This is a genomic window from Oceanobacillus sojae (assembly GCF_900162665.1).
Classification (GTDB): Bacteria; Bacillota; Bacilli; order Bacillales; family Amphibacillaceae; genus Oceanobacillus; species Oceanobacillus sojae_A.
Genome location: NZ_LT727812.1, coordinates 961,725 through 982,673, shown reverse-complemented (window position 1 = coordinate 982,673; position 20,949 = coordinate 961,725). Strand labels below are relative to the sequence as shown.

The following is a 20,949-nucleotide window of genomic DNA, read 5'->3' as shown; positions in this document are numbered from 1 at the left end:
ATAGACCCGTGACGGGTTTTCTTTCTTGAGAGCTATTATAGCTTATCATTTTACATAAAACTTTGCACTTGCACAAATGTTATATGATTGAAATAGATGTTTAAAAGGAGGGATACCAAGATGCAATTGGTTATTAAAACACTATTTTATCACGCCACCATGAAAAGAACATTGCACTTGCAGAAAGAAAGTATAAGCAAAACAGAAGTTATCGAGGAGGAATATCGACATGCATAATATGATGACAGTAAAAGGAGCCCGGGAAAATAACCTTAAGAATCTTTCTGTGTCTATCCCAAAAAATAAACTGATTGTTGTTACTGGTCCCTCAGGCTCTGGTAAATCGACACTGGCACTGGACACCTTATTTAATGAATGTCAGCGTCAATATTTAGAATCGATGGGCATGCAGGGAATCAACAAGCCGAAAGTTGATTCGATCAGTAGTCTGTCGCCAGCAATCAGTATCAATCAGCATATTACTAACCGGAATCCACGCTCGACAGTGGGAACGATGACGGATATGTACACAAGTTTGCGGATGGTATTCGAAAAGCTGGGCGAAAGAGCGTGTCCTCAATGTCAGTACAGAATCAATCCAATGACATATGAAGGAGCGGTGGAAAAAGAAGAAGACAGCTTTACAGAATATATCTTCTGCCCAAACTGCAATGAAAAAATGGAAAAGCTGACTCGTACCCATTTTTCTTATAATACAACAGAAGGTGCCTGTCCAACCTGTAAAGGACTAGGGAAAACAGTGGATATTCATCTTCCATCTGTTTTCCATGAGGAGCTTACCTTGGAGGATGGTGCTGTAGATATTTTTGCCGGGCGTTACGGAGAATATCAAATTGCAGTTTTAAAAGCAGCATTTCGTTATTATAAATTGCCAGATGCAGATAAGGTACCAGTCAAGGATTTTAATGAGGAGCAAAAGGCTATTCTTTACTATGGTGTAGAAAGTGATGAGGTGAAGCAGCTTTTTCCAGATGTGAAGCCTCCTAAAACAGTAGAGAAAGGAAAATTTCCAGGTGTTCTGACCTCCATGTGGCGCCGCTATGCAGAGCATGACGGTTCTTCGGCAGAAGCAGAAGCTTATTTTTATTCGCAAACCTGCCCGGACTGTCATGGTGATCGTTTAAATGCGGTAAGCAGAGCGGTTACTGTTGATGGCTGGACGATACCGCAATTAGTTGTGGATTCCTTAGAAGAAATGTCTGCCTGGGCAGTCAAACTGGAGGAGTCATTGGAGCAAACAAGTTATCAGCTTGTCGAAACGTTTATTCAAGATATAAAAACAAAGCTCTCCCGAATTATTAAAATAGGATTAGGGTATTTGACGCTGGACAGACAAGTAATTACTTTATCCGGTGGGGAGGCGCAGCGGATAAGGCTGTCAGCTCTTCTGGATTCGGCGCTGACAGGCGTACTTTATATTATGGACGAGCCGACAGTAGGTCTGCATCCTAAGGATACTGCAGGGCTAATCAGTGTCTTAAAGCATCTCCGTGATTTAGGAAATACTGTTTTATTAATTGAGCATGATGTGGATGTGATGAAAGAAGCGGATTATATCGTTGATATTGGTCCGGGAGCAGGAAAGCTTGGAGGAACTGTGGTCGGGCAAGGAACCTTACAAGAATTAATTGGTGAAGAAAAGTCAGTTACAGGACAATATTTACGTACAGTAAAACCAAGGAAGACCAATTATCGGACTGGGGAAGAGAGAGGTATTACGATACATCATGCTGTTGCAAATAATCTTCAGGATGTGACAGTAACCTTTCCTAGAGCCTGTTTAACAGCAGTAACAGGTGTTTCGGGATCGGGTAAATCATCACTGTTATTTGAAGTACTGGCAAAAGCAAATGAGACAATCCATGAAGGCTTTGAAAAGATAACAGGCATGGATACCTTTGACCAGATGATTATTGTCGGCCAGTCACCGCTCAGCAGAATGAAGCGGTCAAATACAGCGACGTATATTGATTTATTTACACCAATTCGTACGCTTTTTGCTAAATTACCTGAAGCAAAGGAAAAGAAACTGACTGCCAAGCATTTCTCTTTTAATACGGCAGGCGGCCGCTGTGAAAATTGCCAGGGGCTTGGCTATGTAACCACAAATATGCTCTTTTTTCCTGATTTAGAGGTTGTGTGCCCGGAATGTCAGGGAAGAAGATTTAAACAGGACGTATTAGCAGTAAAATATCAGGGCTATTCCATTAACGATATTTTGGAATGCTCCGTGCATGAGTGCCTCTCTATCTTTGAAGGTGAGAAAAAGATACAAGCTATTTTAAGGCTTCTGACAGAAATAGGTTTAGGTTATCTGAAAATGGGACAATCCTTGACTACTCTGTCAGGCGGAGAAGGACAGAGGCTAAAGCTTGCGAAAGAGTTAATGAAGCAGGGGAAAAAGACTTCTCTTTACTTACTGGATGAACCAACCACTGGTTTACATCCAAATGATACAATCCAACTTTTGAAGCTGCTAAACAGATTAGTAGATGCAGGAAATACGGTAATTATGGTGGAGCATAACAGCCAGGTTATCGAAGCTGCAGACTGGGTAGTTGATTTAGGTCCTGAAGGCGGGGCAAAAGGGGGACAGATAATAGCTGAAGGAACGCCGGAAATGATTAGGGGAAATAAAGATTCTTTTACGGGACAGTATTTATAAATTGAATTTTATATCTTTTAAACTAAAAGGTCATTCTTATAAAAAGGATGGCTTTTTAGCTTGCAAAGACGTTGCATAATAAATTGACTTTACTCAACTTTCGCACCTAAAAAAATAACTTGCTTATCATTGAGACATGTGTTGACCGTTCCTTCCATCTATCTCTTGACAAAGCATAAACGCTAGCTAACGTGTATGGCCACCGCTGCGGCGGACCGTTTTGCTTTCCTAGGGGCACGCTCTTCAGCTAACTTTTGCCAAGAAGAGCACTTGGCAAAAGTGGATCTTCAGATGGTGCTAATCCCTCAGGAGTCAAAACGGTCCGCCTCCGCTAGCAGGATGTTCTATACTGGCTGNTAAAGCATCTCCGTGATTTAGGAAATACTGTTTTATTAATTGAGCATGATGTGGATGTGATGAAAGAAGCGGATTATATCGTTGATATTGGTCCGGGAGCAGGAAAGCTTGGAGGAACTGTGGTCGGGCAAGGAACCTTACAAGAATTAATTGGTGAAGAAAAGTCAGTTACAGGACAATATTTACGTACAGTAAAACCAAGGAAGACCAATTATCGGACTGGGGAAGAGAGAGGTATTACGATACATCATGCTGTTGCAAATAATCTTCAGGATGTGACAGTAACCTTTCCTAGAGCCTGTTTAACAGCAGTAACAGGTGTTTCGGGATCGGGTAAATCATCACTGTTATTTGAAGTACTGGCAAAAGCAAATGAGACAATCCATGAAGGCTTTGAAAAGATAACAGGCATGGATACCTTTGACCAGATGATTATTGTCGGCCAGTCACCGCTCAGCAGAATGAAGCGGTCAAATACAGCGACGTATATTGATTTATTTACACCAATTCGTACGCTTTTTGCTAAATTACCTGAAGCAAAGGAAAAGAAACTGACTGCCAAGCATTTCTCTTTTAATACGGCAGGCGGCCGCTGTGAAAATTGCCAGGGGCTTGGCTATGTAACCACAAATATGCTCTTTTTTCCTGATTTAGAGGTTGTGTGCCCGGAATGTCAGGGAAGAAGATTTAAACAGGACGTATTAGCAGTAAAATATCAGGGCTATTCCATTAACGATATTTTGGAATGCTCCGTGCATGAGTGCCTCTCTATCTTTGAAGGTGAGAAAAAGATACAAGCTATTTTAAGGCTTCTGACAGAAATAGGTTTAGGTTATCTGAAAATGGGACAATCCTTGACTACTCTGTCAGGCGGAGAAGGACAGAGGCTAAAGCTTGCGAAAGAGTTAATGAAGCAGGGGAAAAAGACTTCTCTTTACTTACTGGATGAACCAACCACTGGTTTACATCCAAATGATACAATCCAACTTTTGAAGCTGCTAAACAGATTAGTAGATGCAGGAAATACGGTAATTATGGTGGAGCATAACAGCCAGGTTATCGAAGCTGCAGACTGGGTAGTTGATTTAGGTCCTGAAGGCGGGGCAAAAGGGGGACAGATAATAGCTGAAGGAACGCCGGAAATGATTAGGGGAAATAAAGATTCTTTTACGGGACAGTATTTATAAATTGAATTTTATATCTTTTAAACTAAAAGGTCATTCTTATAAAAAGGATGGCTTTTTAGCTTGCAAAGACGTTGCATAATAAATTGACTTTACTCAACTTTCGCACCTAAAAAAATAACTTGCTTATCATTGAGACATGTGTTGACCGTTCCTTCCATCTATCTCTTGACAAAGCATAAACGCTAGCTAACGTGTATGGCCACCGCTGCGGCGGACCGTTTTGCTTTCCTAGGGGCACGCTCTTCAGCTAACTTTTGCCAAGAAGAGCACTTGGCAAAAGTGGATCTTCAGATGGTGCTAATCCCTCAGGAGTCAAAACGGTCCGCCTCCGCTAGCAGGATGTTCTATACAGGTTGAAATTGCTGACTAAATAGAAGTTAGATCAGATAAAATTTTTTCCTTACTCAAGGTAAAATATTCTGTCACGATGTCTTTCTGTCCATGAAAGCTATTCCCGATATTTACTATCCATGCTGGGTCATCATTTAAATTGCCAAAGCAACCATTTGAAACATTAAAATAATCTTTTCATTAAGCAAAAAGCGATGATTTCATCCAACTCCATTAGGATTTGACTTCTTTCATTCGCTGCAGAGGCCTAACTNTCCTGATTTAGAGGTTGTGTGCCCGGAATGTCAGGGAAGAAGATTTAAACAGGACGTATTAGCAGTAAAATATCAGGGCTATTCCATTAACGATATTTTGGAATGCTCCGTGCATGAGTGCCTCTCTATCTTTGAAGGTGAGAAAAAGATACAAGCTATTTTAAGGCTTCTGACAGAAATAGGTTTAGGTTATCTGAAAATGGGACAATCCTTGACTACTCTGTCAGGCGGAGAAGGACAGAGGCTAAAGCTTGCGAAAGAGTTAATGAAGCAGGGGAAAAAGACTTCTCTTTACTTACTGGATGAACCAACCACTGGTTTACATCCAAATGATACAATCCAACTTTTGAAGCTGCTAAACAGATTAGTAGATGCAGGAAATACGGTAATTATGGTGGAGCATAACAGCCAGGTTATCGAAGCTGCAGACTGGGTAGTTGATTTAGGTCCTGAAGGCGGGGCAAAAGGGGGACAGATAATAGCTGAAGGAACGCCGGAAATGATTAGGGGAAATAAAGATTCTTTTACGGGACAGTATTTATAAATTGAATTTTATATCTTTTAAACTAAAAGGTCATTCTTATAAAAAGGATGGCTTTTTAGCTTGCAAAGACGTTGCATAATAAATTGACTTTACTCAACTTTCGCACCTAAAAAAATAACTTGCTTATCATTGAGACATGTGTTGACCGTTCCTTCCATCTATCTCTTGACAAAGCATAAACGCTAGCTAACGTGTATGGCCACCGCTGCGGCGGACCGTTTTGCTTTCCTAGGGGCACGCTCTTCAGCTAACTTTTGCCAAGAAGAGCACTTGGCAAAAGTGGATCTTCAGATGGTGCTAATCCCTCAGGAGTCAAAACGGTCCGCCTCCGCTAGCAGGATGTTCTATACAGGTTGAAATTGCTGACTAAATAGAAGTTAGATCAGATAAAATTTTTTCCTTACTCAAGGTAAAATATTCTGTCACGATGTCTTTCTGTCCATGAAAGCTATTCCCGATATTTACTATCCATGCTGGGTCATCATTTAAATTGCCAAAGCAACCATTTGAAACATTAAAATAATCTTTTCATTAAGCAAAAAGCGATGATTTCATCCAACTCCATTAGGATTTGACTTCTTTCATTCGCTGCAGAGGCCTAACTGAGCGCAGGCCAACCACGTAGACTCCTATGGGAACAGGGCGAGCTGAAGATCCACTTGAAAAGCGGGTTTCTTTTCAAGTTAGCTGAAGCCGTCCCCATGGAAAGCGGAGTGGTTGGCCGGAGCGGAAGCTATACACAATCTTCATTTCAATAGATGGATGATTTAACAACATGTTCATCCTGGAATAGCAAGGTATAGATGCTTATTCTCTGGTGCGAAAGTTGAGGACTTTATATAAAAATAGTGAACATTTTCAATAAAGTAGAATGAATCTTTGCGGGGTGAAGTAACGTAAATAGAAGAGAAGGATATTTATTAGTATATTTGTCAAAGGATTGTATGAAGGCTAGGTAGTAAAGAGGAGGTGTAATAAAGTGAGCTATGGGTTTCATGCTGCAGTGATGATTATTGTTGGACTTACAGCTGTATTGGCAATATTTTTATCGCGTAAATCCAGCGGCAGGCAATCTATTCTAATTGGACTGATTAGCTGGATTGCACTAAGCGCCTATTTTATGATAGAAGCAATTGTTATTCGGGCGACTACAGCACCTTATAGTTTCTTGAACCAGCCAATGAGCGATTTAGGGGTAACTGCTTGTGGTACAGATACCTATGTACTTGCAAGTTATACGATTTGTTCACCATATCACTGGCTGATGAACTGGACTTTTTTCTTAACAGGCTTATTTATTTTGATTGGAGCTGTGTTGCTTTATCCACTCTGGCCAAAGGTTCGTTCCATAAAAATAGCAAGTATTTTCATTGGTGTTTTTGGAGTAAGCTATGGCATCTCAGGAATTGTCCCTGCTGATATTAATTTTTACTGGCACACGATAACTGCACTTCCAGGTATGGTTGTACAGATTCCTGCCATGATTTTAATCAGTATTGCTATTTATCAAAAGATGCCCCGTATATTTTGGTGGACAATTATTTGTACAATCGTTAACGCAGCAGCTCTTTTAAGTCTGTTTTTACAGTCTGTATTTACTTGGCTTCCCGGCGGTTTGCTTCAGCGTATACTCTGCGCTTCTGTATATATCTGGCTGACAGGTACTGCAATTGGTCTTTGGAGCAGGCGAATTCATAAGGTGCATTAGAAAGGAGAAAGGAAGCTTAAGGCACCAAAAAGACTCCTGTCTGAAGTAATTCCGTTTAAGAACAGGAGTCTTTTAATTAAAAAATACCAATTAGAAGTATTTTTTAGTCTGCCAACAGTAATCAAATCAGCTTATCATCATTATTTCCGGGAGGGTCTCGTCTATCTGCATATTAACAAAAACTTTTGGAATGACTAAATTATATTGAACTGGCAGATGCTTAGTGCTATGATTTTCATATTCTGATAATTTTAAAAGATAGATGGAGGAAGGAAGAATAGAGTTTGAACAAACAGAAAGAACAAATAAAAGAATACATAGAATCACCTGAAAAACAACAAAAGCTGTATAAAAGAACTTTAATTGTTGTTATTCTTGCACAAGTTTTTGGAGGTGCAGGGCTGGCCGTCGGGGTTACGGTGGGAGCTTTATTAGCGCAGGATTTATTAGGATCAGACAGTGCGACGGGCTTACCCTCTATGTTATTTACGCTGGGAGCAGCAGGGGCAGCCTTATTTGTCGGACGGGCATCCCAGCGTTATGGGAGACGGTTTGGTCTTACTGCAGGATTTTTAGGTGGGGCTCTCGGGGCTATTGGAATAATTATAGCTGCCGTTTCTGAAAATATAATTCTGTTATTCTTTACGCTGCTGATCTATGGAGCTGGTTCAGCAACAAATTTACAGGCACGTTACGCGGGAACGGATTTAGCTAATTTGAACCAGCGTGCAAAAGCAGTAAGTATGGCTATGGTATCAAGTACATTGGGAGCTGTAGCTGGTCCTAACTTAGTTAGTGTGATGGGGAATATTGCAGAATCTATTGGAATACCAGCTCTTGCAGGTCCATTTATATTGGCTGCTGCTGCATATTTTTTTGCTGGACTTATCTTCTTTATTTTATTAAGACCGGATCCATTTATTGTAGCGAAAGAAATCCGGCTGGCAGAGGCATTAGCCAATACGCAGTCTGCAGCGGCTGAAGCAGAATCTCTGGAAAAAGATAAAAGAGGAATTTTCGCTGGTGCTTTTATTATGATTATCAGTCAGTTTACGATGGTCTCCATTATGACCATGACACCAATACATATGGGGCATTATGGTCATGGACTCAATGATGTCGGATTTGTCATTGGTCTCCACGTCGGAGCGATGTATCTGCCGTCTCTAATTACCGGTTATCTGGTGGATAAAATTGGACGGGTAAACATGGCTTTTGCATCTGGTATTACACTTATGCTGGCGGGGATATCAGCAGCTTTTGGACCGGCAGAATCCACGATGGCTCACGTGACAGCATTAGTACTGCTTGGACTTGGCTGGAATTTTGGTCTGATTAGCGGAACAGCGATGCTGGTAGATGCAACCCCTGCAAATACGCGTGCTAAATCACAAGGGTCAGTGGATGTCTGGATATCTCTTGCCGGAGCAATTGGCGGTGGGTTATCAGGAGTGATTGTCGCCAAGGCAAGCTATATGACATTAACTTTATCCGGAGCATTGCTGGCAGTAAGCATTATTCCAGTTGTTATTCTAACAGCGGGCTATTTAAGAGGCTGGCGCTGGAATCATTAAATGCATTTTACTAGAAAAGAAGATTGGAATATAGTATTCTAGCGTAATAATTAACAGACTTTTCAATAAGATAGAGGGGATAAGAAATGGAGAATATTGTTTATTTTAATCAGATAACATGGCGAAGAAATAATCAGGAAATTTTAAAGGGTATTGATTGGCAAATTAAAGAAGGAGAGCAGTGGGCTATTTTAGGATTGAACGGTTCAGGAAAAACCTCTCTTTTAAACATTATCACTGGCTATAACTATCCAACATCCGGGAAAATGACAGTGCTGGATCAGCTTTTCGGAAGGACAGATTTATCTGAATTACGAAAATCAATTGGTTATGTAAGCAGTGCACTGGACCGTTTTCAAGAGACAATCCAGCTTGAAACAGTTGAAAATGTGATTGTCAGCGGAAAATTTGCTTCCTTTGGTATTTATGAAGAGGTGACAGAAGAGGATTGGCAGCAGGCCTCTAAAATTCTTTCAGACCTACGATTAGAATATTTAAAAGGAAAAAAATACAGTGTGCTTTCTCAGGGGGAAAGAAGGCGGGTTCTTATTGGACGTGCGCTGATGAGCCGACCGGAGATTTTGATTTTGGACGAACCTTGCTCCGGGTTAGATATTTTATCGCGTGAAGAAGTGCTGGAATTAATGGATGATTTAAAAGAGAATACCCATCTGCTTTATGTCACACATCATATTGAAGAGATTACAGAAGCCATTTCCCATGTTGCCTTAGTGCGTGACGGTGAATTAGTCGCTGCAGGAGAAAAACATGATGTCCTGACCGATGCTTTGTTAAGCGAAACATTTAAAATTCCTGTTCAAGTGCATTGGGATAGTGACAGGCCCTGGTTAACAATTGAAAAAAGAAAATAACGGTATGGATGAAGCTTCCCCCTTTGAAAGATATTTCTAATTTCCAGGAAAAAGTGTATGATAAAGAAGAAGAAACTCGAATGGGGGAAAATAAGGTGAAAAGCAGATTTTTAATGGTTATTGCCATTGCGATGGCATTATTGCTGGGAGCTTGTAACAAAGACAAAGAAGAAGAGCAAGAGCCGGCTCCTGAACCAGAAGAACAGACAGAAGAAATTCCTGAATTAGAGGAAGCAGAAGCGGAAGAAGTATTACAAACCTATGAAGAAACCTATCAGAATATAGTTGAAAATGCGGAAGAAGATGGAGAATTAGCGGATTTTGATTCTCTGGAAGATGTTCAGCAAGAATTTTTAAGTATTATGTCAGAGGAGTTAGCTGATGACGTAATAGATACTTATTTTGAAGAAAATGAAGAAGGTCTCATCTACATAGATACATCAGAAGCTCCTGTCTGGTTTGATGAAGAAGAAGCATATGAATTTGAAAAAGTGGAAGATAATTTGTATGAGGTGGAACAGGAGCAGGAAGAAAACCAGGTGGTCGTTACCTATTCTATTTTCTGGGATGAAGAGAAATGGATTGTTTCAGCTGTAGAGACAGAAGAAATTCCATCTGAGGAAAGTGATGCTTCCAACGATGAATCGGGATCCGATACAGATGTTAATCAATCGGAGCAGGAAGATAATGAAGCAACAAACGGAGATACAGATGAAGCAACAGATGAAGATGAATCTATTGATAGCGCCGGTAACACGGTGGAAGAAGAGAAAGATAATCAAGTAGGCTCTGATAGTGAGGAAACCAATTCCAGTCAAGGCGATTCTGATAGTAAAGGAACCTCAAATGATACGGATGCCTCAGAGGATGATCAGAATTCGGATTCGGCAGAGGATGACGGTGAGAATACGGAAGAAGCATCAGGATCAATAAGTGAGTCAGAGGCTGAAAACATTGTTAAAGCGTATTTAAGTATTGACGACAATGATTTGAATGTGGTGACTGATCATCAGGATGAGAACGGGAATTATGTGGTTCAGGTATATTCCGTTGTCGGGGAGGGGGATTCTTCCCATACTTCCACTTTTGGCTGGTTTATCGTGAATAAAGAAACAGGTGCAGTGGAACAGATGCAATAACGAAAGAGTATAGTGAATAAGTTAGAGGCTGGCGGGAGAATCTTAAAAAAAGAGATTCCCCCGCCAGTTTTTTATATCCGGTAAAAGACATGATTTAGTAATGATAAGCAGATGGAAATATTCCCTTTACTTTACAGTCGTTCGTTTTAAAGATTATTGTATAATGTAAAAGAAAGATTCTTTTTAAGTATACAATGCACGCCACGCTTTTCAGCAGAATGAGTAATTACAACTTCAGTCCCCAAATATTTTGATGCAATAAAAATTGCTATTTACAAGGAGCGGAAAAGGTGAAAAAAGTTGCTTTAATTATAAATCCACAAGCAGGAAAGAAAAAATTAGAAAAGGTATTAAATAAAATTGAAACCAGACTGTCGGAAGTGTTTGGGGAAGTTATCGTTTATCAGACCGAGCAGGAAGGTGATGGGAAACGATTGGTAGAACAGCATGCAGAAGAAGTCGATCTGTTGATAGCTGGAGGAGGAGACGGCACCATTTTTGAAATAATGAATGCCCTGGTTCCTTTGGAAAATAGGCCCGCATTTGCTATTTTGCCGGGTGGTACATGCAATGATTTTTCACGGACACTCGGTATCAGCCAAAAACCGATGGAGGCACTGGAGCAAATTATGATGCAGAAGTCTATTTACGTTGATGTAGGCAGCTATCATAAGCATTACTTTTTAAATTTCTGGGGAATCGGCATTATTTCAAAGGTTGCCGAGGAGATGGATGAGGCAAATAAGCAGCTGCTCGGGCGAATTTCTTATTATCTGAGTACATCAAAGCTTGTTTTTCAAAATAAAGCCTTTTCCTTAAAAATACATAGTGAGGAGCTTGATTATGATGAAAAGGCAGAGCTGCTCGTTATTGGAAACGGCTCATTTCTCGGCGGAATTCAATCCTTTTTCCCTCATGCAGATGTACAAGACGGTAAATTCGATGTATTGATTGTCAAGGAAGCAAAGCTGAGATATCTAAAGAAATGGCTGGAGACTAAAATACAGAATGATTATCCGGAGAACGAAACAGACGATGATATTATTTATTTCCGAACCAGCAAATTAGAAGTATCTGCTTCCCCGGAACAGAATATTGATTGTGATGGGGAATTTTTAGATAAAACACCAGCAATAGTCGAGGTGCTTCCGAAACATCTGGAAATGATTTATGGAGATATGGAATAAGAAAGAACTCCTTCAGTTTTTTAGTAAACTGGGGAGTTCTTATCTATTTTTGCTGTTTGTTTTTCACTCTGTCTCATACATATCTTTTTCTAATAAACTGTTACAGTGCTCAAGACATTAGCTTCAAAGTAGTTCCAAGTAAGATATTTGCCCCATTTTCCATATCAGAAGGCTCTGCGAATTCCTTTGGATTATGACTGATTCCATTTAAGCATGGTATAAATAGGAGTCCGCTATCCATTACATTAGATAGCGAATTGGCATCATGGTTCGCGCCGCTCATCATAACCTGATAGTTTATGTTGGATTCCTTACAGACTTCTTCAGCTATATTTATTATTTTTTCTGATAAACTGGCTGGATGCTTTTCGACATCAGGCTTAATTGTCACTTGATAGTTATTATCTGCAAATGTCGAAATTTGTTCTGTGATTTCGCGTATAGTATCGATTTTGGTTCCTCTAACTTCAAGAATAAAGTTCACTTTGCCGGGTACAACATTCGGTAAATTAGGCTCAACATATAATTCGCCTACTGTACCGATGTTTGGCTCTCCATAATCTTTAACAATTCTATCAAATTCCAATAGAATTTTTGCTGTGTGTGTTAATGCATCATTTCGTTCATTCATCCCGATCGTGCCTGAATGACCTGCCTCTCCATGAACAGTAATATCTAAACGTTTAATACCGGCTATTGCATTTACTACACCTATATTTAATTCGTTTGTCTCCAATTTTTTTCCCTGTTCTATATGAAGTTCTATATAATCTTTATAATATTGATATCCTGCTGTGTCTTTAACCTGTTTTTCATTAAACGGTGTATTTTTTAATTTCCTGATGAAATTTTCATTATAATCAATGAGCTCACAAAATGCACGGCTGCCAAAAGTTCCTCCTAGTATGTTAGCTTCCTCACCACGGAATGAGACAACGGTTACCGGCCTTTCTAATTTTATATCATTCTCTATCAAAGTGATTAGAACCTCCAGTCCGGCAATTACACCTAATGCGCCGTCATATCTTCCACCATTTTTCACAGTATCTAAATGGGAACCAATTAAAATCCCATCTCCTTTTGTTGGACCCACTGTGCCAAAAGCATTCCCGATACTATCCCGGTGTGTTTTTATAGAATATGCTTCACATTTTTTTATGAACCATTCAAGGGCTGCCTCCTCATATTCTGTATAAGCCAGCCGTGTGATGCCCTCTCCGCCGGATGAGATATTATTGACTTCATCTAACATATTTATTAACCGTTGTTTGTTTATCTTCACGAATAATCCCTCTCCTTATACATTATCTGGCTTTACAAATTGCCCAATTGCTTTATCTGCAATGCCGTTTTTATGCGAATAAACGGAATGTCCTCTAACAAAAGTTGCCTCTATATGATTATTCAATGTATGTCCATGAAATGGTGAAATATCAGAGATGGAAAGGAAATCATTTTCATCAATCTTCCATGGAGCGTTGTTTTTAATAATTGTAAAATCTGCGTCCTTTCCTTTTTCAATAGAACCTTTATCACTTAGATTAAATCTTTTTGCAGGTGCTGAAGATAGTAATGCAGCAAATCTGCTTAAGGGCATATTTTTATCACTGATTAAATAATCAAATAGTAACGAGACCATTATTTCCAACCCGGGAGCTCCTGATTTTGCTTTGAAAATGTTATCGTTACCAATTTCTTTATCTTCTTTTTGCCAAGGTGCATGATCAGATGTGATAAAATCGATTCCACTATTGAATAATTGTTCTTCTAAAGCTTTCAGCTCTTCCGGTTTTCTCAAAGGTGGATTAATTTTTGCTTTTGGCCCATATTTCTTCAAATCTTCGGTTGATAATAGTAAATAATTATAGCATGTCTCAGCAGTAACATTGACACCTTGTTCTTTAAACCAATTGATATAATCAATCGTTTGTGCATGACTGACATGCACAATGTGTAATTTTGCATCGGTCCATGAAGCCATATCCAATAATTTGATCACAGAAGATGTTTCTGTTACCGGGGGTCTTGTTAAGTTATGATAAATCGGGTCAAGATTATTTTCAGCTATTGCATCACGGATATAGCTATTTAACAATTCATCATTTTCAGCGTGAAATGCAATTACTAAATCTTTCTTTGCAGTTTTTTTCATAGCTTCTAATATATCAGCATCTGCTATGCGGGGGAATCGATATGGATCTGTTTCAAATGTAGATAGTTTAAATCCGGCGACACCATGTTCTGCCAGCTCATCAATCACCTCGGCACCATTTTCCTTAGGTACGGTTCCCCATAAAGCTATATCAACAACAGACTCATTATTAATTATATCAATTTTGTTTTTCAATGCTTTTACATTAGTTATTGGAGCAGGTAAGTCATAAGGCATATCTAAAAAAGTTGTTATTCCTCCTTTAGCGGCTGCTGAAGAAGCTCTTTTTATTCCTTCATTTGGATTGCTGTAGCAATGAACATGTGTATCGATAAGGCCGGGTAAAATATAGTCCTCGCCAAAATCATGGACTGTTTCAGCATCTAATTTACCTTTCGTTTTTGAAATTTCTATTATTTTCCCATTGCAAATACCTACTTCACCTGGAAAATCTTCTCCCGGGCTTACAATATGACCTTTTAATACGGTTTCGAATTTCATATCAATTCTCCTTTGTAATTTTGTTATAGCCTGCCACGGCTAATAGTCCAATTAGTGATGTTATTAAGCCGTACATTACATAAAGCTCTGATCCTAATGCATGCGCAGAAGCAGATCCTAATATTCCTAATAAAATACTGGCAATACCAGCTCGTTGATCCAATAAATTCTTATCCCTTAAGACAAACCCTCCTAATATAGGTACTAGTAAAGCTGAGACAGAATAAGCAAAGGATGCAACAATCCATCCAAGTGCTTGTGGATATAATATTGCCATCAGAACAGCCAAAACAAGGACAGCTATGGATACTAATCTGGACACAGAAACTAATTTCTTTTCTTCGATATCGGGATTAATATAATTTGTGTAGATATCTTTCGTTATAGTAACTACAACAGATTGCACTGCACTGCTTAATGTGGACATGATTGTTGCTACAATAAATACAGCAAACATGATTAAGAACCAATCAGGAGTTTGAGTCAGGAACCAGCCTGTAGCACTTTCCGGATTATCTAATGAAGGGTTAAGTGAATGTACAGTTAAACCAATAGTAGATGACCAGAAGGTTGCCAGTGCAAACAATGCTGCTGTCACAGCGATGGAAATGGTTGCATTTTTAGAGTTATCAGCAGAATAAATTCTTTGATATAGCTGCTGATTAGTCAGGTTACCGGGCATAACACCAAAAATCCAAAACAATACTGTTCCCGTTCCTACGGCCGCTAAGCCATCAGGAAAATCGGATATTTCGCTTGGAGTTTTAGCCATAATAGTCTGCCAGCCATCTCCTAAATTTAAAGCGATGAAGAATGCTATCACTGCACCGATTACCATGGCACAGCCGAAAATGAAATCTGTCCATGCAACAGATGTCATTCCGGCAGGAAGAACAAATGCCAAGCTTATAAGTGCGAATATTGCAACTATTATTGGTGCGTCAATTCCTGTAATGGTCGAAAAGATATTACCAAAACCGATGAGTTGAGTAATCATCCAACCAAATGGAACAATTAAAGTACACAGGATTGCCAGCATAGATAATATCGGATGATGTCCGTATATATGCCGTATAATATCTGGCATTGTTTCAAATCCGCTATTTCTTAGCCATTTGGCCATGAAAAGAAATGGAATAAAACCAATCATAGTTAATAAACCATAAGTTAGAGTTGACCACCCGCTTGAGTAAGCAGTTCCTACAAGTCCAACAATTACTGCACCACCCATTACCGTTGCGAATTGTGTTCCAATTTGTACATAAATCGGTAATGATCTTCCTCCTATATACCAGTTTTCAATTCCCTTTTTCTTTCGTCCTAATAAATAAGAAAAAGTTATGATTCCTAAAAGCACAATTGCAATTGTGATGAACAAAATTAAATTTGTATTCATATCAAAACTCCTTTAGATATTGATAATGTACTTAGAATCCTATAGTATATAGAATATTAAGGCAAATTGAGTGTCTAAAATTATGAGACTTTTGGAGGCGTTTACATGAATTTAAAAATACTACCTCTATTTCATTTACATGGCTCCCCGCTGCATATCGACCTGATTTTAGAAGAGACAAATATTCCGAGAAGCTCTCTTTACAGGCAAATCAAAGGACTAATAAATGCTGGATTAATTGAAGCTGTAGGAAAAGGAATATATGCGCCAGGATGGTTAGCGGATGAAATTTCCAGAGTTAAAGAGGATTCTGTTAATAAATTGATTGAGACAGCATTGCCTTTAATGCAGGAAATTAATGAGGATATCGGTGAATCGGTAAACTTAACAGCTGTAAAAGGTTCTAAGGTTAGAGTTTTAACACATTTAGAAAGCAAGCATAATTTAAAATACTCTTATGAAGAAGGACAAATCTTAGATATTTTTAAAGGAGCTTCTTCTAAAATATTGTTGGCATATTTATCTGAAAATCATCGTCAATTTCTTATAGATTCAAATTTTGCTCCTGAATGTGGCGTGAAATTAAATCAGGAATTAGAGAAGATCAGGAATGACGAATTTGCAGTTACTAATTCAGAAGTTGATGAAAATGCAATTGGTTTATCAGTACCTATACTTAGAAGAGGGAAATATATACTAGGAGGCTTATCTATTGCGGGACCTGCATTTAGGATCAAAGGAGACAAAATTAATAATTACATTGAACGCCTTAAAGAGGCTGCATATGATATTTCATTGCTGCTAGATGATGAAAATATATTCTAAAAGCTGATGGATAAGAGCATGCTCACCATATTTAGAGATGAAGCAAGAGCTTATCCATCAGCTTTTTTATTTTAGCGTTTAAGCTTCTTCATCAGTTTATCTGCTTCTTTTGCAGATGGCGTATAGCTGTTATTTTTCCAGTGATTCCAGATTTCTGATACGAGTAAAGCGATAAGGGATAGCACCGAAACAAGATCTTCATTTGATAGAGGAATGATTCGATAACCAAACAGCATTGCAGCAGTATTAATAAACACGATAACTAAAACAGTCAGCCGCACCCATTTATTATTTATTCTTGCTAAATTTTCACTCATGGACCAAGCCTCCTTTTTATAAGGTATGGGAGAGTGCGGATAATTATGAGAAGGAGCAGCTGCTATTAAAAGAGGATGTTCAAAAAGTCCAATAAAAATGACACGGCGAATTTCTGCGTTGACGTGAGTTTTGCAATACTCACGTATTTAAAAGCATACGCTCCGTTTGTAAAACTCCCGTCGCCTTGAACTTCTTGGTCCTATTCATCGGACTTTTTGAACACACATTAAAAACGAAAATGTTACATAAATATTAAAAATATTACAATAATGTTAAACGTTATAATCTTTGTTGACGCTTTCATTTTTAATGCTAATATAAAGTTAAGATGGTTGTAAATTAAATACAAAATTGACAATTTTACCTTTGCAGCTTAGATAATTTTGGCTCTTGATCTATAACTGTCTAAACAAATAAAGGAGGAGTTTCATGCAAAAGTTATTTCAGGACAAGTCGTTGAAGTATCTCGGAACATCCATTGTTTCACTCGTCTTTTTTATGTTTGTTGGACTGGGGGCTGCTGCTGCACATGGGTATATCGAGCAGCCGCAATCGAGAGGATTATTATGTAAAGAACAGGTGAACACGAATTGCGGTGGCGTTCAATGGGAGCCTCAAAGTCTCGAAGCACCAAAAGGATTTCCAGGGGCAAGTATCCCGGATGGAGAAATTGCTTCCGCTGGAGGCACTTTTCCAGAATTAGACGCACAAACTGCTGACCGCTGGGCAAAGGTTAATTTGAATTCCGGTGTAAACACATTTACCTGGCATTTAACAGCGAAGCATGCTACAACAAAATGGCATTATTATATTACCAAGCCAGATTGGAATCCGAACAAGCCGCTGACAAGGGATCAATTTGAACTCGTTCCATTCTATGAAGTTTATGATGGAGGCGCAAGGCCGGGTGAGAAGGTGACACATCAAGTAACCATCCCGGAACGGACAGGTTATCATGTTATTTTAGGAGTATGGGATGTGTATGATACAGCGAATGCTTTCTATAATGTAATTGATGTTAATTTTGGCGGTGAAGGAACAGATCCCGGACCGGGAGAACCAAATCCAGAAGTTCCAGGGTATCCAGCGTGGGATGCTAATCATGTCTATCTTGGAGGAGACAAGGTCACATATAACGGAAAAGTATATCAGGCAAAATGGTGGACTACTGGAGAAACACCTGGAAGTGCTGGAGTATGGGAGCTTGTAGAGTAATTTGATTTAAATTATCGAAATGTTTAAATAAATTAACAGGACAGATTATTTTACTAAAAATAAAAAAGAATGTTGCATAAATGTAAAAATTCTAGTATGATAATCTATAATTTATTTTTGAAAAGCAATGAAGAGGACATGAATTATCTGGAAGGTTTAAAGAGAGGAAAGTATTAGGTGAGAGCTTTCTAACCAGGAAATGTAATTTACCACCTCAGAGCTGCGTTGGAGTAACAACTGACGCCGTAACCATGCAACGTTACTGCAAAATGAAGCCGTCAATATGCCTGACGGAAATTTGGGTGGAACCGCGGAGATAACACATTCGCCCCTTCTTAGGAAGGGGAGGGTGTGTTTTTTTAGTATCATAAAAGTTATTAGAATAGAAAAAGCGATGAAGAGGATATGAATTATTTGGAAGTTTCAAAGAGAGGGGAGCAGCAGGTGAGAGCTCTCTAACCGGAAGGATAATTTACCACCTCAGGAGCTGCGTCAGGGTAACAACTGACGACGTAATTACGCAACGTTACTGCAGAAATGAAGCTGTCAAATTAATTTGGCGGGAATTTGGGTGGAACCGCGAAAAAGCATATTCGTCCCTCTGTTATAGAGGGACGAATATGCTTTTTTATTGTTTGAAGATAATTAATAGGAGGAGTGGCGATAAAATGAAGAATGAAGTAAAGATCATATTTCCAGATGGAAGAGAGAAAAATGTAGAAAAAGGGACTTCTTTAAGAGAAATTGCAGAACAAATATCAATAGTTTTAGCAAAGAAGGCTGTTGCAGGAAAAGTGAATGGGAAGCTGGTGGATATAAGTTACTCTGTTTCGGAAGAGAGTCATATTGAACTCTTGACACTCGATTCAGAGGAGGGATTAAACGTTATGCGGCATACTGCTGCACATATTTTGGCACAGGCTGTGGAACGCCTCTACGGAAAAGGAAATGTTCAGTTTGGTATTGGACCGGTTATTGAATATGGTTTCTATTATGATATGAAATGTCAAGTGTCCATTAATCAATCTGATTTGGTGAAAATTGAAAAAGAGATGCAGAAGATCATTCAGGATAATATTCCAATTCATTCATATGAGCTTTCTTTGGAGGATGCTCAGGCTTATTTTAAAAAGCAGAATCAGCCTTATAAGGTAGAGCTGTTAGAAAGTATTCCTGCAAATGAAGCTATTACTGTCTATGAACAGGGCGATTTCTCTGATTTATGCAGAGGTCCTCATTTACCGTCAACAGGTTATGTAAAGGCATTTCATCTTACAAAACTGGCAGGGGCATATTGGCGTGGAGACAGCAATAATGAGATGCTTCAGCGCGTTTATGGAATTGCATTTGCGAAGAAAAAGGATTTAGATGCACATTTGCATTTCTTAGAAGAGGCTGAGAAAAGAGATCACCGTAAATTAGGAAAGCAGCTGGAGCTGTTTATGTTTTCTGAAGAAGCACCAGGTATGCCATTTTATTTGCCAAATGGCCAGATTATCCGTCAGGAGCTGGAGCAGTTTTCCCGCGAAGCACAGTTGAAAGCGGGTTATCAGGAAGTACGTACACCGCTTCTGATGAATCAGCAGCTCTGGGAAGAATCCGGCCATTGGGATCATTATCATGAAAACATGTATTTTTCCGAAGTTGACCATACAAATTTTGCATTAAAGCCGATGAATTGTCCAGGACATATGCTGATCTATAAACAGAAGCTGCGCTCTTACCGTGATTTGCCGATCAGGCTGGCTGAGTTTGGGCAGGTGCACCGTCACGAATACAGTGGAGCTTTAAACGGATTGCTTCGTGTCCGCACTTTCTGCCAGGATGATGCCCATATTTTTGTAAGGGAAGATCAAATTGAAGCAGAAATGGAAAAAGCAATTCATTTAATTGATGAGATATATGGTGTGTTTGGTTTTTCTTACACTGTTGAATTATCTACCCGTCCAGAAAATTCAATGGGGGAAGATGCAGCCTGGCAAATGTCAGAGCAGGCTTTGGCAAATGTTTTAGAGCGGATAGACCTGCCTTATCAAGTAAATGAAGGAGATGGAGCATTTTATGGACCGAAAATTGATTTTCATATTAAAGATGCTTTAGGGCGGAGCCATCAATGTGCAACGTTGCAGCTTGATTTTCAAATGCCGGAGAAATTTGATTTAACTTATGTTAATGCAGATAATGAAAAGCAGCGTCCAGTTGTTATCCATAGAGCAATTTACGGATCCATTGACCGCTTTTTTGGAATTCTGATTGAACATTTTGCAGGTGCATTTCCTGTATGGCTGGCTCCTGTTCAGGCTGTTATTTTGCCCGTTTCATCTGTGCATCAATCCTATGCTGACCATCTAAAAGATACTTTTAAAGATGTAGGTATCCGTATAGAATCAGACGCTCGGGAAGAGAAGCTGGGATTAAAATTAAGAGAAGCACAAATGAAGAAAATCCCTTATATTTTTGTTATTGGAGATGAGGAAGAAGAAAATCAAACAATAAATGTACGGAAATATGGAGAGAAGCAGAGTCAGAGCTTGTCTATTATGGAAGTGTTAAAGAGCCTTCAAAAAGAGATTGCAGAAAAAGCAATAATGCATGTATGATGATGAAGAGTTAGGAAAAAAGGCCTGGAAGAATTTGCGTAATTACTATTCATTCTTGTTTAAGTAGTATAAAATGTAATTAT

At 39.0% G+C, this 20,949-nt stretch carries 15 protein-coding genes and 1 other annotated feature; of the genes, 11 read left to right on the top strand and 4 right to left on the bottom strand.

The window, feature by feature from the left end; translation table 11 throughout:
- Nucleotides 1-229 precede the first annotated feature (229 nt).
- The 8 genes from uvrA to BN1068_RS15630 all read left to right on the top strand — a co-directional run bounded on the left by uvrA (nucleotide 230) and on the right by BN1068_RS15630 (nucleotide 11,859).
- Nucleotides 230-2,686 (top strand): excinuclease ABC subunit UvrA, encoded by a 2,457-nt coding sequence (gene uvrA, locus BN1068_RS15665; protein WP_077603758.1) that lies wholly within the window; start codon nucleotides 230-232, stop codon nucleotides 2,684-2,686.
- Between the two features lie 416 nt (nucleotides 2,687-3,102).
- Nucleotides 3,103-4,230, top strand: a complete 1,128-nt coding sequence (locus BN1068_RS15660; protein WP_139344871.1) for an ATP-binding cassette domain-containing protein — start codon at nucleotides 3,103-3,105, stop codon at nucleotides 4,228-4,230.
- A gap of 621 nt (nucleotides 4,231-4,851) precedes the next feature.
- Complete coding sequence (locus BN1068_RS15655; RefSeq protein WP_254846791.1) at nucleotides 4,852-5,379, top strand: ATP-binding cassette domain-containing protein; 528 nt, start codon at nucleotides 4,852-4,854, stop codon at nucleotides 5,377-5,379.
- A gap of 979 nt (nucleotides 5,380-6,358) precedes the next feature.
- Complete coding sequence (locus tag BN1068_RS15650) at nucleotides 6,359-7,087, top strand: DUF998 domain-containing protein (protein ID WP_254846790.1); 729 nt, start codon at nucleotides 6,359-6,361, stop codon at nucleotides 7,085-7,087.
- A 284-nt stretch (nucleotides 7,088-7,371) separates the two neighbouring features.
- Nucleotides 7,372-8,661, top strand: a complete 1,290-nt coding sequence (locus tag BN1068_RS15645) for an MFS transporter (protein ID WP_077603756.1) — start codon at nucleotides 7,372-7,374, stop codon at nucleotides 8,659-8,661.
- Nucleotides 8,662-8,747: 86 nt separating this feature from the next.
- Entirely contained in the window at nucleotides 8,748-9,533 is a 786-nt protein-coding gene (locus BN1068_RS15640) for an ABC transporter ATP-binding protein (RefSeq protein ID WP_077603755.1), read from the top strand.
- 95 nt (nucleotides 9,534-9,628) lie between these two features.
- Nucleotides 9,629-10,672, top strand: coding sequence for a hypothetical protein (locus BN1068_RS15635; RefSeq protein WP_175637167.1), 1,044 nt, complete (start codon nucleotides 9,629-9,631; stop codon nucleotides 10,670-10,672).
- Nucleotides 10,673-10,962: 290 nt separating this feature from the next.
- Nucleotides 10,963-11,859 carry a diacylglycerol/lipid kinase family protein gene (locus BN1068_RS15630; protein WP_077603753.1) on the top strand — a complete coding sequence of 299 codons (897 nt, stop codon included), beginning with the start codon at nucleotides 10,963-10,965 and terminating at the stop codon, nucleotides 11,857-11,859.
- A gap of 109 nt (nucleotides 11,860-11,968) precedes the next feature.
- On the opposite strand, the gene BN1068_RS15625 is transcribed toward BN1068_RS15630, so the two are convergent.
- From BN1068_RS15625 to BN1068_RS15615, 3 genes are read right to left on the bottom strand one after another with little or no spacing between them, the layout of a single operon-like run.
- Complete coding sequence (locus BN1068_RS15625) at nucleotides 11,969-13,141, bottom strand: M20 family metallo-hydrolase (RefSeq protein ID WP_077603752.1); 1,173 nt, start codon at nucleotides 13,139-13,141, stop codon at nucleotides 11,969-11,971.
- A gap of 15 nt (nucleotides 13,142-13,156) precedes the next feature.
- The gene (locus BN1068_RS15620) at nucleotides 13,157-14,512 is read right to left on the bottom strand and encodes a hydantoin-5-propionate amidohydrolase (protein WP_077603751.1); all 1,356 of its coding nucleotides are present in this window, start codon (nucleotides 14,510-14,512) and stop codon (nucleotides 13,157-13,159) included.
- Between the two features lies 1 nt (nucleotide 14,513).
- A complete protein-coding gene (locus BN1068_RS15615) occupies nucleotides 14,514-15,908 on the bottom strand; it encodes a sodium:solute symporter family protein (protein ID WP_077603750.1) in 1,395 nt (464 codons plus the stop codon).
- Between the two features lie 105 nt (nucleotides 15,909-16,013).
- Between BN1068_RS15615 and BN1068_RS15610 the strand changes: the two genes are divergently transcribed.
- Nucleotides 16,014-16,733 carry an IclR family transcriptional regulator gene (locus BN1068_RS15610; RefSeq protein WP_077603749.1) on the top strand — a complete coding sequence of 240 codons (720 nt, stop codon included), beginning with the start codon at nucleotides 16,014-16,016 and terminating at the stop codon, nucleotides 16,731-16,733.
- 71 nt (nucleotides 16,734-16,804) lie between these two features.
- On the opposite strand, the gene BN1068_RS15605 is transcribed toward BN1068_RS15610, so the two are convergent.
- Entirely contained in the window at nucleotides 16,805-17,050 is a 246-nt protein-coding gene (locus BN1068_RS15605; RefSeq protein WP_077603748.1) for a phage holin, read from the bottom strand.
- Nucleotides 17,051-17,480: 430 nt separating this feature from the next.
- Here BN1068_RS15605 and BN1068_RS15600 point away from each other — a divergent pair, with 430 nt between their 5' ends.
- Both BN1068_RS15600 and thrS read left to right on the top strand, forming a co-directional pair.
- The gene (locus BN1068_RS15600) at nucleotides 17,481-18,266 is read left to right on the top strand and encodes a lytic polysaccharide monooxygenase (RefSeq protein ID WP_077603747.1); all 786 of its coding nucleotides are present in this window, start codon (nucleotides 17,481-17,483) and stop codon (nucleotides 18,264-18,266) included.
- 118 nt (nucleotides 18,267-18,384) lie between these two features.
- Nucleotides 18,385-18,602: a binding site (T-box leader), on the top strand.
- A gap of 332 nt (nucleotides 18,603-18,934) precedes the next feature.
- The gene (gene thrS, locus BN1068_RS15595) at nucleotides 18,935-20,866 is read left to right on the top strand and encodes a threonine--tRNA ligase (RefSeq protein ID WP_077603746.1); all 1,932 of its coding nucleotides are present in this window, start codon (nucleotides 18,935-18,937) and stop codon (nucleotides 20,864-20,866) included.
- The last annotated feature ends 83 nt before the right edge of the window (nucleotides 20,867-20,949 follow it).

Excerpts from the sequence above, each read along its gene's own strand:
- BN1068_RS15620 (WP_077603751.1), bottom strand. The coding sequence starts at position 14,512 with ATGAAATTCGAAACCGTATTAAAAGGTCATATTGTAAGCCCGGGAGAA.
- uvrA (WP_077603758.1), top strand. The coding sequence starts at position 230 with ATGCATAATATGATGACAGTAAAAGGAGCCCGGGAAAATAACCTTAAG.
- thrS (WP_077603746.1), top strand. The coding sequence starts at position 18,935 with ATGAAGAATGAAGTAAAGATCATATTTCCAGATGGAAGAGAGAAAAAT.
- BN1068_RS15605 (WP_077603748.1), bottom strand. The coding sequence starts at position 17,050 with ATGAGTGAAAATTTAGCAAGAATAAATAATAAATGGGTGCGGCTGACT.
- BN1068_RS15660 (WP_139344871.1), top strand. The coding sequence starts at position 3,103 with ATGAAAGAAGCGGATTATATCGTTGATATTGGTCCGGGAGCAGGAAAG.
- BN1068_RS15600 (WP_077603747.1), top strand. The coding sequence starts at position 17,481 with ATGCAAAAGTTATTTCAGGACAAGTCGTTGAAGTATCTCGGAACATCC.
- BN1068_RS15615 (WP_077603750.1), bottom strand. The coding sequence starts at position 15,908 with ATGAATACAAATTTAATTTTGTTCATCACAATTGCAATTGTGCTTTTA.
- BN1068_RS15640 (WP_077603755.1), top strand. The coding sequence starts at position 8,748 with ATGGAGAATATTGTTTATTTTAATCAGATAACATGGCGAAGAAATAAT.
- BN1068_RS15610 (WP_077603749.1), top strand. The coding sequence starts at position 16,014 with ATGAATTTAAAAATACTACCTCTATTTCATTTACATGGCTCCCCGCTG.